At 63.4% G+C, this 12,677-nt stretch carries 7 protein-coding genes; 5 read left to right on the forward strand and 2 right to left on the reverse strand.

Annotated features, from left to right (window positions below; all coding sequences use genetic code 11):
• The first annotated feature begins 6 nt into the window (after window positions 1-6).
• The 5 genes from hutH (at window position 7) to ASF90_RS00905 (ending at window position 6,914) form a co-directional block, all read left to right on the forward strand.
• Window positions 7-1,548, forward strand: a complete 1,542-nt coding sequence (gene hutH, locus ASF90_RS00885; protein ID WP_055844614.1) for a histidine ammonia-lyase — start codon at window positions 7-9, stop codon at window positions 1,546-1,548.
• Between the two features lie 172 nt (window positions 1,549-1,720).
• A complete protein-coding gene (hutG, locus tag ASF90_RS00890; protein ID WP_055844616.1) occupies window positions 1,721-2,578 on the forward strand; it encodes an N-formylglutamate deformylase in 858 nt (285 codons plus the stop codon).
• 16 nt (window positions 2,579-2,594) lie between these two features.
• Window positions 2,595-4,262, forward strand: a complete 1,668-nt coding sequence (gene hutU / locus ASF90_RS00895) for a urocanate hydratase (RefSeq protein WP_055844619.1) — start codon at window positions 2,595-2,597, stop codon at window positions 4,260-4,262.
• 494 nt (window positions 4,263-4,756) lie between these two features.
• Entirely contained in the window at window positions 4,757-5,860 is a 1,104-nt protein-coding gene (locus tag ASF90_RS00900) for an acyltransferase (RefSeq protein ID WP_055844623.1), read from the forward strand.
• 313 nt (window positions 5,861-6,173) lie between these two features.
• Entirely contained in the window at window positions 6,174-6,914 is a 741-nt protein-coding gene (locus ASF90_RS00905; protein WP_055844626.1) for a hypothetical protein, read from the forward strand.
• Between the two features lie 165 nt (window positions 6,915-7,079).
• On the opposite strand, the gene ASF90_RS00910 is transcribed toward ASF90_RS00905, so the two are convergent.
• Together ASF90_RS00910 and gyrA are read right to left on the reverse strand one after the other, a co-directional pair.
• Window positions 7,080-9,551, reverse strand: coding sequence for a membrane-bound PQQ-dependent dehydrogenase, glucose/quinate/shikimate family (locus ASF90_RS00910; RefSeq protein WP_055844630.1), 2,472 nt, complete (start codon window positions 9,549-9,551; stop codon window positions 7,080-7,082).
• A gap of 223 nt (window positions 9,552-9,774) precedes the next feature.
• Window positions 9,775-12,483: a DNA gyrase subunit A gene (gene gyrA, locus ASF90_RS00915; protein ID WP_055844633.1), complete on the reverse strand. Its 2,709-nt coding sequence runs from the start codon at window positions 12,481-12,483 to the stop codon at window positions 9,775-9,777.
• Window positions 12,484-12,677 lie beyond the last annotated feature (194 nt).

Here is a 12,677-nt window from a genome sequence, read left to right on the forward strand (position 1 = left end):
GTTGTCATGAGTGCTTCTGTTGTCTTGCAACCCGGCCAGGTAACGCTGGCGCAATGGCGTGCGCTGTATCGCGGCGCCGATGTGGCGCTGGACGCTGCCTGTGCGGCCGCAGTGCTGCGCAGCGCGCAGACGGTGGAGGCGATCGTCGCGCGCGGCGAGCCGGTCTATGGGGTCAACACCGGCTTCGGCAAGCTGGCCAGCGTGCGCATCGAGCGCGAAGACCTGCAAACCCTGCAGCGCAATATCGTGTTGTCGCATGCGGCCGGCGTCGGCGAGCCCACGCCGGTGCCGGTGGTGCGGCTGATGATGGCGCTCAAGCTCACCAGCCTTGCCCAGGGCGCTTCCGGCGTGCAACCGGGCACGCTGGCGTTGCTGGAAGCGATGCTGCGTGCGGGCATCACGCCGGTGGTGCCGTGCCAGGGATCGGTCGGCGCCTCCGGCGATCTGGCACCGCTGTCGCATCTGGCCGCGGTGATGATCGGCGTTGGCGAAGCCTTCGTCGGCGACAAGCGCCTGCCAGCCGCGGACGCGCTCGCGCATGCGCAGTTGCAGCCACGCGTGCTCGGCGCAAAAGAAGGGTTGGCGCTGCTCAATGGCACGCAATTTTCCACTGCCTGCGCGCTGGCCGGCTTGTTCGAGATCGAAACCGTATTGCAGGCCGCCCTGGTGACCGGCGCGCTGTCGGTGGAAGCGGCAAAAGGCTCGGATACGCCGTTCGATGCCCGCATCCATGCGCTGCGCGGGCAACCGGGGCAGATTGCAACCGCTGCGGCGCTGCGGGCGTTGATGGCCAACTCGGCGATTCGCGAGTCGCATCGCCTCGGCGATGTGCGCATACAGGATCCGTATTGCCTGCGTTGCCAACCGCAGGTGATGGGCGCGGCGCTGGACATCATGCGGCAGGCCGCGCGCACGCTGGACATCGAAGCCAATGGCGTCACCGATAATCCGTTGGTCTTCAGCGATACCGGCGAGGCCTTGTCTGGCGGCAATTTCCACGCTGAGCCGGTAGCGTTTGCTGCCGACATGCTGGCGATGGCGGTGTGCGAAATCGGCTCGATCAGCGAACGCCGCACCGCGATGCTGGTCGACCCGGCACTGTCTGGTCTGCCAGCGTTTCTCACACCTCGCCCGGGCCTCAATTCCGGCTTCATGATTCCGCAGGTCACCGCTGCGGCGTTGGTATCGGAAAACAAGCAGCGCGCGTATCCGGCCAGCGTCGATTCGATTCCGACCTCGGCCAATCAGGAAGATCATGTGTCGATGGCGGCGCACGGCGCGCGACGTCTGCTGGCCATGGCAGAAAATGCCGCGCACGTGATCGGCATCGAGTTGTTGGCAGCCGTGCAAGGCTGCGATTTCCATGCACCGCTGCGCTCCAGCACTGCGCTGGAAGCGGCACGCGCGCTGTTGCGTGCGCAGGTCGCAACGCTACAGGACGACCGCTACTTCCATCCCGACATGCTCGCTGCAAGCGCGCTGGTACGGTCAGGCGCCTTGGCCAACGCAGTGGCGATCGCACTGCCGGGTGTGGAGCAGGACGCATGACGCGGCGGGTTGCACATCCCCTGCGCAGCGCCATGACGCCGCGCGGTGCATGGGCTGGTAGCGCGGCATATGCACGCGAGACGGCTGCGTCGTTCACTCAGCACCATGACGATCTTTATGCGTATCGCTGGCATAGCTTGCTCGCTGCTACGCGCGCGAAAGGAGCGCAGCGATGAACACCCTGCCCGATTGGTTGGAAGTGCATCGCGGCGACGCACCGTTGCTTGTCAGCTTCCCGCACACTGGCACCGAGCTGCCCGACACGGTGGCCGACCAGTTCGTGTCGCCGTGGCTGGCGCGCCGCGACGCCGATTGGTGGGTGCACCAGGTCTACGACTTCGCACAGTCGCTGGGTGCCACCACGGTGCGCACCGCCATCTCGCGCTCGGTCGTCGACGTCAACCGCGACCCGAGCGGCGTTTCGCTGTATCCGGGCCAGAACACCACCGGCCTGTGTCCGTTGACCACCTTCGACAATCAGCCGCTGTATGCCGATGGGCAGGCGCCGGATCAGGCGCAGATCGATCTGCGCCGCACGCACTGGTTCGACCCGTATCACGCCGCACTCGCCGCCGAGATTGCGCGCCTGCGTCAGCAACACGCAACCATCGTGGTGTACGACGCGCATTCGATCCGCTCTTTCATCCCGCACCTGTTCGACGGTGAGTTGCCGCAGTTCAACATCGGCAGCAACGACGATCGCAGCTGCGATCCGGCCCTGGCCGACGCCGTCGAACAGCTGTGCCGCAGCAGTGGCTCCAGCACCGTGCGCAACGGGCGCTTCAAGGGCGGCTGGATCACCCGCCACTACGCGCAACCCGACCAGGGCGTGCACACCCTGCAGATGGAACTGGCCTGCCGCGGCTACATGCGCGAGCCGGACACCATCACCCCCGACAACTGGCCTACGCCGTGGCAGCCGGTGCACGCCGCCGCGTTACGCGCAGTGCTGCGGCATGTGCTGCTGGCCTGCCTGCAGTTCGCCACTGCGCCCTTATCCGACACCACGCCGCACGCGGCCAACCGTTGATTGCAAGGAACCCGGCATGACCCGTCACGATGCAACCCGCGTCATCCGCGCCGCCACCGGCACCACGCTCACCGCCAAGAGCTGGCTCACCGAAGCGCCGCTGCGCATGTTGATGAACAACCTGGACCCGGATGTAGCCGAGCGCCCGCAGGAACTGGTGGTGTATGGCGGCATCGGCCGTGCCGCGCGCGACTGGGAATCCTTCGATGCGATCGTCGCCGCACTCACTCGGCTGGACGACGACCAAACCTTGCTGGTGCAATCTGGCAAGCCGGTCGGCGTGTTCCGCACCCATGTCGACGCACCGCGCGTACTGATCGCCAATTCCAATCTGGTGCCGCGCTGGGCCACCTGGGACCACTTCAACGAACTCGATAAAAAGGGTCTGGCGATGTATGGCCAGATGACCGCCGGCAGCTGGATCTACATCGGCGCGCAAGGCATCGTGCAAGGCACCTACGAAACCTTCGTGGAGATGGGCCGCCAGCATTACGGCGGCAGCCTGGCCGGCAAGTGGCTGTTCACCGGCGGCCTTGGCGGCATGGGTGGCGCGCAGCCGCTGGCCGCGGTGATGGCCGGCGCCTCGTGCCTGGCGGTGGAGTGCCGCCGTTCCAGCATCGACATGCGCCTGCGCACCGGCTATCTGGACACCTGGACCGACTCGCTGGACGAAGCGCTGCGCCTGATCGAGGAATCCTGCACGGCGAAGAAGCCGCTGTCGGTCGGCCTGCTCGGCAATGTCGCCGACGTGCTGGACGAACTGCTGCTACGCGGGATCAAGCCAGACCTGCTGACCGACCAGACCTCCGCGCACGACCCGGTCAACGGCTATTTGCCGCAGGGCTGGAGCGTGGAAGAGTGGGACGCAAAACGCGAGAGCGCGCCCAAGGAAGTAGAAGCCGCCGCACGCGAGGCAATGGCCAACCACATCCGCGCCATGCTCACCTTCCACGCGCTCGGCGTGCCCACCGTGGACTACGGCAATAACCTGCGCCAGATGGCGCTGGAGCAAGGCGTGTCCGACGCGTTCGACTTCCCCGGCTTCGTGCCCGCCTACATCCGCCCGCTGTTCTGCCGCGGTATCGGCCCGTTCCGCTGGGTCGCGCTCAGCGGCGACCCGGAAGACATCGCCAAGACCGATGCCAAGGTGAAGGAATTGATTCCTGACGATGCGCATCTGCATCGCTGGCTGGACATGGCCGCCGAAAAAATCGCTTTCCAGGGCCTTCCCGCGCGCATCTGCTGGGTCGGTCTGGGCGACCGCCACCGGCTCGGCCTGGCCTTCAACGCGATGGTGCGCAGCGGTGAGTTGAAAGCCCCGGTGGTGATCGGCCGCGACCATCTGGATTCGGGCAGCGTCGCCTCGCCGAACCGCGAAACCGAAGCCATGGCCGACGGCTCCGATGCGGTGTCCGACTGGCCGTTGCTCAATGCGCTGCTCAATACCGCCAGCGGCGCAACCTGGGTCTCGCTGCACCACGGCGGCGGCGTTGGCATGGGCTTCTCGCAACACGCCGGCATGGTCATCGTCTGCGACGGCAGCGACGCAGCCGACAAGCGCATCGAACGCGTGCTCTGGAACGATCCCGCCACCGGCGTGATGCGCCACGCCGATGCCGGGTATGCGATCGCAACCGAGTGCGCGCGTGAGAAAGGATTGGATTTACCGGCAATTCTGATCTGAAATTGCACGACCAAGGGAGTGCGGCGTGCTGATTGGGCGAATGCACGCGTTAGAAACCGAATGCGCCTGCCACCCTGTGGCGGCGCCAGCGCTCGAGCCTGCATGCCACATCTGCATATCCCGGCTCCGGTCTCCTGTGCGGAACGGCTTCCCAAGCTAGCAGCGTTCGGCGCCCTTCACTCCGCACGTTGATGGAAGCTTGCATGTCGTGCATGCAGCGCCCTGGCTGACACGGGGCGATCTTGCATTCATTGATCAGCTGCCAATTTCGCCCTGCGCCGCCGGTGTTCAGCTCGACACATATAGTGACTTCTGTCACGATTGATACAGAGCTGAAATGAAGCGATGACGCGCAATGCGCCGATAGGCTAGGCTTGCAGCTGGTCAGATGCTGGGGGGAGGCTCTGACCATGGCAACTTCGCATCACACAGCAACATCGCGCCAGTTCAGGCGCGGGGTTTTTTCGCATGGATCACACTGAGAGCCCCCCCTCATGCAGCAGGAACAGCGCATCGATTCGTTGACCGGTATTCGCGGCCTTGCCGCCTTGCTGGTGGTCTACGCACATCTGGCTGAAGAAAAATTCTTCGCCGACACCCACCTTTATCCCGGTGAGATGGGCGTCATGGTGTTCTTTACCTTGAGCGGATTTTTGATGGCGTTTCTTTATGGCGAAAAAGAAGCCAGTTACGGCTCGGTGGCCCGTTATGCGATTTCGAGATTCTCGCGCATTGCACCGGCATATCTCACTGTTGTGCTGGCTTCGTACCTGATCTACAACCTGATCGACCCGCAGTTTGTGTATTCCATCAGCCACAGCAACCTGCTCCGTCACCTTTTGTTTTCAGGCAATGTCTCCGCGCTATGGAGCATTCCGCCGGAAGTTCAGTTCTACGTGATCTTCGTCGGCATCTGGTTCTCGTTGCGTGCTTTCCACAACAAGAACAATGTTGCTTTAATGGTGGCGGTGCTCGGCACCATCATGGTGCTTATCACCTATCGACAGGAACTTCCCGGTACGTTTGTCGGATCGAAAATTCATTATTTTCTGGCAGGCGTGGTGTCTGGGCTGATACGCAGCCGCGTGAGTGCAAGTGGCAACATGACCACGCTCGCAATCCTGCAGGCAGCAGTGATCGGACTGATATCGCTGGTGATCCTCGGTGTGATCGATGTGGATTTGGGCTCCAAACGCGAACTCTATCTCACGCTCGAAACGGCAGGTTTCTCCGGCATCTTTGTCTTCCTGTTCTCCTTCGATACCGGCCTCAGCAAGCGTCTGCTCGGCAACCGCTTCATGATGCTAAGCGGCGAATGCAGCTTTTCGATGTACCTGCTGAACATTCCGATCATCTATGCCGCGCTGGCGGTTATGGATGGCGTGCCACCGAGGCCGGTCCTGGCGGTACCCATCATTGCGATCACGATCGCTGCGGCATGGGCCATGTATCGACTGGTCGAAATGCCCGGGAACACCTTGCTGCGCCGGCTGGGCACTCGCCTGCTGCTGCGCCCCGCGTCCGCGCCAGTGCTGCCGCCTAATCCTCCCACGACACTGGCAACACGGGCGTCGCCTGGTACATCCACGCAGTCCTGACACTCGCCCCTGTTTGCCGACCTACGACGTACGCCTCCTGATCGGAGGCGTTTACGTTTAGAGCGGCTGACAAACGACGGCGTTACCAGATCTCGGGCACAGCCAGTGCCCGGAAGGGGCATATCCCTTCCGTCTACCGCGGTTGCGTTGCGCCCTCCACATCTGCCTGACAGCCGCCCGCCAGGTGGTAGCGCTGACAACCGACGCGGCCAGATGGTGGCAATTGGGGCAATGAACCGGTTGTCTGTCCACGATTGCCCTCAAGAACATCGTTGCCAAGCCGACAAGGTATGCAACGTTTCGAGGAATCCTCATGGGCATCCTGATCTACCTGGTGCCTGCCTTCGCACTCTGGGCGCTCATCGCCACGGGTCTGGCGTTCGTGCGTGGGCGCCAGCTCAATGCCGAGTACGGGCAGCACGCCAGTACACAGGACAGTCTTGCGCGCTATCAGGCGGCGCTGTCGCAGCTCAAGGCACGCGCCGCAGCTACTACGCTGGAGCTGGAATCGCTGCAGCGCAGCTACACCGTGCTCAAGCAGTCGCTGGAGCAGCATGAACAAAACGCCGTAGAACAGCAGCGCCCAGAGGTACCCGAGCAAGTGATTCCGATGGTCATGGTGCAGCGCCTGGATATCGCCAACGAGATCGGCACGCTGTTTGCCCATGTCGCCCGTGTGGCACGCAGCCTGCGTCGCTACAGCGCCTATAGCCGCGGTCACAATGCGCCCGAGCCCAGCACGGCACGCTACGACCTGCATTGGCTAGCCGACTGCCTGCATAGCTTCGACCAGGTGGGTCACGCGTTGGTGCGCGGCAATATCGCGGCATTGATTACCGCCTGCCAGGATCTGCTGTCGATGTACGAGCACTATCTGAAGGACGGCTCCGGCTATAACAGCCGCGACACCTTCCAGCGCCTGAGCAGCGATGTGCCGCTGTCGGAGGCTACCGACGCCATCCGCTCGATCATCGTCAAGGCGACGCTGGCGCAGGATGTGCAGGACGCGGTGCAGGACGATGCGGTGGCCGTGGCGGTGGCAGCGGAGCAGTGATTCGGGAATCGGGAATCGGGAATCGGGAATCGGGAATCGCAAAAGCGTGTGATCGAGGAACTGTTGGGTCAACTCGCCTGCATGCATTCAAAGCATTGAAACTGCGCTTCGCTAGCGCAACAAAAACGCGCCGTTATCGGCGCGTTTTTGTTTCCACTTCCAGTACTAATGCTGCGGTAATGCGTAGGCGATCAACGCATCGCCAGCCGGGGTTTCCATGAAGTGGTGGCCGCCGGCCATGATCACCAGATATTCGCGGCCGCCGTAGGAATACACCATCGGGTTGGCCTGCCCGCCGGCCGGCAGCTTGGCGTGCCAGAGCTCCTTACCGGTGGCCAGGTCGATGGCGCGGATCAGGTCGTCGGTGGCTGCCGCGATGAAGATCAAACCACCGGCCGTCACCACCGAACCACCGTTGTTGGGTGTGCCGATCTCGATCGGCAGGCCGGAGCGGATGCCGAACGGGCCATTGCCGCGCGCACTGCCGAACGGCCGGTCCCACAGCGTCTTGCCGCTGGCCAGATCGATGGCGCGGATGCCGCCATACGGCGGTTCCTTGCACAACAGCTTGGTAAACGGCAACCGCCAGCCGGCATTGACGTTGATCGCATACGGCGTGCCGGCCTGCGGGTCGCCCGCGCCTTCTGCGCCGCCTGCATCGCCGCGCACTTGATCGCGCGGCGCCCAGCCCAGCTTGTTGGCCTTGGCACGCGGTACCAACAGGTTGTAGTTCGGCATGTCGTTGTAATTGGCCACGATCACGCCGTGCTGCGGATCCACCGCCACGCTGCCCCAATCCGAGCCGCCGTTGTAACCGGGATACTCGATCGAATGCCGATCGGCTTCCGGTGGCGTGTAGATGCCCTTGTAGCTGGCCTTGCGGAACTGGAGACGACACACCAATTGGTCGATCGGGGTCATGCCCCACATATCGCGCTCGGTCAAATCCGGCTTGCGCAACGTGTGATACAGCGAAAACGGCTGGGTTTTTGCGCGCATCTGCGGCTCCACGCCACCGCCGGGCACCGCACGTTCTTCCACGCCAACCAGCGGCTTGCCGGTGCGCCGATCCAGCACATACAACTCGCCCTGCTTGCTCGGCAGCAACACCGCCGGCACTTTGACGCCGTCCTTGGGGAAGTCGATCAGGCTCGGCTGTGAACCCAGGTCGTAATCCCACGCGTCGATATGCGTGGTCTGGAAATTCCACACCGGCTTGCCGGTTGTGACATCCAGCGCCACCAGCGAGGTGGCGTAGCGATTCTCTGGAGGCGTGCGCGAGCTGCTCCAGTAATCGGCAGTGGAATTACCAATCGGCAGGTACACATACCCCAGTTGCTCGTCCGCAGCGGCAGTGGTCCACATATTGGGCGTGCCAGGCGTCCAGTTTTGGCCCGGCGGCGGTGCGCCATCCCAGTCCGGATGCGTCATGTCCCAGGCCCAGCGCAATTTACCGGTCACCGCATCGAAGCCTTCGATCACACCGGACGGCTCGTACCGCTTCTGCCCATCCAGCACCTGATGCCCAGTGACGACCACCCCGCGCACGATCGCTGGCGGTGAATTGATCGACACATAGCCGGGCGGCGTCTCGCCCATGCCGGCCGTGATATCGACCTGCCCATTGCTGCCGAAGTCCGGGCAAGGCTGACCGCTGCGTGCATCCAGCGCAATCAGGCGCCCATCCAGCGTGCCTTCGATCACCCGCGTACGGCACAGCGCTGAGCCATTGGAAGCCATTTCGGCAGCGCCGGCGTTGGCCACCGCCGGCACCTTGTAATACGACACGCCACGGCACGCGGCGGTATACGGAATCGCCTCGTCCTTGACCTTGGGGTCGTAGCGCCAACGCTGCTTGCCGCTGGACGCATCCAGCGCAATCACCTGGTTGCGCGCAGTGCACAGGTACAGACTGTCGCCCACCTTCAACGGTGTGGTTTCCGCGCCCCAGCGCTTGCTCGGCAGATCGCCGGTATGAAAAACCCAGGCCTGCTGCAGCTGTGCGACGTTGTCGCGGTTGATCTGTTGCAGCGGCGAATAGCGCTGACCCGCCTGGCTACGCCCGTACGCCGCCCAATCGCCATCTGCGGGCGCGTTGGCCGGTTGCACATCGGTCGTTGCAGATGCTGCCGGTGCACTGCGATTGACCAGACCACCGGCCATCCCGGCGGCATGCGCCAGCGCGCCATCGGCCTCGGTCACGCCTTGCGGAATGAACGCCAGCACGAACGCGACCACAAACACTGCCGCCAATACACCCGCCACGCTGCGCGACAGCGCGCGCGATACCGGGCGTTGCAGTTTTGGCAACAGCAGCGCAAGCACGAACGCCAGGCCCACGATCAGGCCCAGACGCGGCACCCAACGCCAGTAATCGCTGCCCGACTCCCACCACGTCCACAGCACCGAGCCGGCCACCACGGCTGCAAACCACCACGCGCCCGCGTTGCGGCCACGGAACAGCAACACGCCAGCGATCAGCATCGCCGCACCGGCTGGTGCGTAATACCAGGAGCCATCCAGCGCGGCCAACCACACGCCACCGGCCAGCAACACCGCACCCAGCACGGCAATCACGCCTCCCAAGATCGCAAGCGCCCAATGGCCGCGACCGGAAGGACGATCCACATTCGTCATCAGTTATTCCTCTTCGACACAGCGGCGACGCAACGCCGCCGCACCGCCAATCACCTTCGACCTGCGCCGGTGAAAGCGCCGCGTTTTTCGCAGTGGGGGCGCTTAAACACTGCGTTGCACATGTCATCGCCTGCAATAAACCAAGCGCGCAAGAAAACACATGCAATAAAAAACGCCGGCATTGCCGGCGTTTTCGTTCAACTGCAGCGATGACGTTAGCCGATCATTCTTCGGTTGCCGGCGGCAGCGCGGCGGACTCGACGGTTGCGCTCGCGTCTTCCACCACGTCGTCCACTTCATCCAGCGATGCGTCCAGGCGTTCGACGGCCTGCAACTTCTCGCCCTTGGACAGACGGATCAACGTTACACCCTGCGTGTTGCGGCCCACGCGCGAAATTTCCGAACCGCGTGTGCGCACCAGGGTGCCGCCATCGGAGATCAGCAGCACTTCGTCGGTGGCGCCCAGCAGTACCGCACGCACCAGCTTGCCGTTGCGCTCGCTGGTCTGGATACCGATCACGCCCTGCGTGCCGCGTCCCTTGCGTGGGTATTCGGACAGCGGAGTGCGCTTGCCGTAGCCCTTCTCGGTGGCGGTGAGGATGTAGGCCATATCGTCGCTCTCGGCGACGTCGATCACCGCCGACTCGGCGCCGTCTGCAGTATCGACAACGTCGTCCGCAGCGTCTTCATCGGACTCGATCTCGATCCCACCCGCCGGGTCGGACACGATCAGGCTGACCACTTCCTCGCCCTTGGGCATGCGGATACCACGCACGCCGGTGGCGGTACGGCCCATCGAACGCACGGTGGACTCGCCAAAGCGCACGGTCTTGCCGTTGGAGGCGAACAACAGTACGTCGCGATCGCCATCGGTCAGCGCAACGCCGACCAGCGCGTCGCCATCGTCCAGATTGATCGCGATCTTGCCGCGCGCCAGACGGAAGGCGAACTCGCTGAGCGGAGTCTTCTTAACGGTACCGTTGCGGGTGGCGAAGAACACATAGCGGTTATCGGCGTATTCGCGCACCGGCAACACCGCTTGCACTCGCTCGCCGGATTCCAGCGGAATCCAGTTGATGATCGGGCGGCCACGCGCATTGGAGCCGGCTTCCGGCAACTGATGAACCGGCAGCCAGAACACCTTGCCGCTGCTGGTGAAGGTCAGCAACGTATCGTGCGTGTTGACCAGCCACAGCTGATCGATGAAATCTTCTTCCTTGGTCGCTGCGGCAGAACGGCCACGCCCGCCACGCCGCTGCGCGCGATACGCGCTCACCGGCTGACGCTTGGCATAACCGGCGTGCGACAAGGTCACCACCACGTCTTCCGGCGCGATCAGATCGAGAATATCCAGATCTTCTTCGCTGTGACGGATCTCGGTGCGGCGCTCGTCGCCGTACTCTTCGCGGATGTTGATCAGCTCGTCGCGGATCACCTGCAGCAGCACATCGGGGTTTTCCAGGATGCGGATCAGGCCCTGGATGACCTCGAGCAACTGCTTGTACTCGTCGGTCAGCTTTTCCTGTTCCAACCCGGTCAGGCGATGCAGACGCATTTCCAGGATCTGCGAGGCCTGCACTTCGCTGAGCTGATAGAAGCCATTGGCCAGGCCAACGCCCGGCGCCAGGTCTTCCGGCTTGGACGCTTCGGCACCGGCGGCACCCAGCAGCGCACCGACCAGACCCGGTTCCCAGGTCTTGGCCAGCATGCGCTCGCGCGCTTCCTGCGGGTTGGCCGAGGTCTTAATCAACTCGATCATTTCATCGATGTTGGCCAACGCAACGGTCAGGCCTTCCAGCACATGCGCACGCGCACGCGCCTTGCGCAGCTCATAAATGGTGCGGCGGGTGACCACTTCGCGGCGGTGGCGGATGAACGCCTGCAACATCTGCTTGAGGTTCATCAACTGCGGGCGGCCGTCGATCAGCGCCACCATGTTGATGCCGAACACCGACTCCATCTGGGTCTGCTGGTACAGGTTGTTGAGCACAACCTCAGCCGACTCGCCGCGCTTGATTTCGATGTAGATGCGCATGCCGTCCTTGTCGGACTCATCGCGCAGCTCGCTGATGCCTTCGAGCTTCTTTTCCTTGACCAGCTCGGCGATCTTTTCGATCAACCGCGCCTTGTTGACCTGGTAAGGGATCTCGGTGACGACAATCGCCTCGCGGCCGTTGTCGGCCACTTCCACATCGGCCTTGGCGCGGATACGCACGCGGCCACGGCCGGTGCGGTAGCCCGCGGCAATGCCGGCAGTACCGTTGATGATGCCGGCAGTGGGGAAATCCGGGCCCGGGATGTACTCCATCAAGCCTTCGACATCCAGCTCGGGCGTATCGATCAACGCAATGCAGGCGTTGATCGCCTCGGTCAGATTGTGCGGCGGGATGTTGGTGGCCATGCCCACCGCGATACCGGCAGAACCGTTGACCAACAGGCTCGGGAACCGGGTCGGCATGACCGTCGGTTCCAATTCCTTTTCATCGTAATTGGGCTGGAAATCGACGGTTTCCTTGTCGATATCGGCCATCAGCTCATGCGCCAGCCGCGACATGCGCGACTCGGTGTAACGCATCGCCGCGGCGGAGTCGCCGTCGACCGAACCGAAGTTACCCTGGCCGTCCACCATCATGTAGCGCAGCGAGAACGGCTGCGCCATGCGCACCAGCGTGTCGTACACCGACTGGTCGCCGTGCGGATGGTACTTACCGATGACGTCGCCGACGATACGCGCCGACTTGAAATAGGCCTTGTTGCTGTGAGCACCCAGCTCGTGCATCGCGAACAGCACGCGGCGGTGCACAGGCTTGAGGCCGTCACGGGCATCGGGGAGTGCGCGGCCAACGATCACGCTCATGGCGTAATCGAGATAGCTCTTGCGCATCTCGTCTTCCAGGTTGACCTGGATGATTTCCTTGGCGGTTTCTGCCATTCGGGTTCCGTAAGTGAGGTGGCGGGCGAGCCGGAAAGCCGCGTCGGGGGCGCCTCAGTCACAGGCTGCCGACCCCACGCTCCCGCCGATCGATTCAAGCCCCAGATTGTACCACGAAGGGGCTTCCCGATACCGTCGCTTTACGGCCAGAAACAAGCACTTGCAAGGATTTTGGCGGGACGTTGGCGGCAATC

This window comes from Xanthomonas sp. Leaf148 (assembly GCF_001423585.1).
In the GTDB taxonomy this organism is placed as follows: domain Bacteria; phylum Pseudomonadota; class Gammaproteobacteria; order Xanthomonadales; family Xanthomonadaceae; genus Xanthomonas.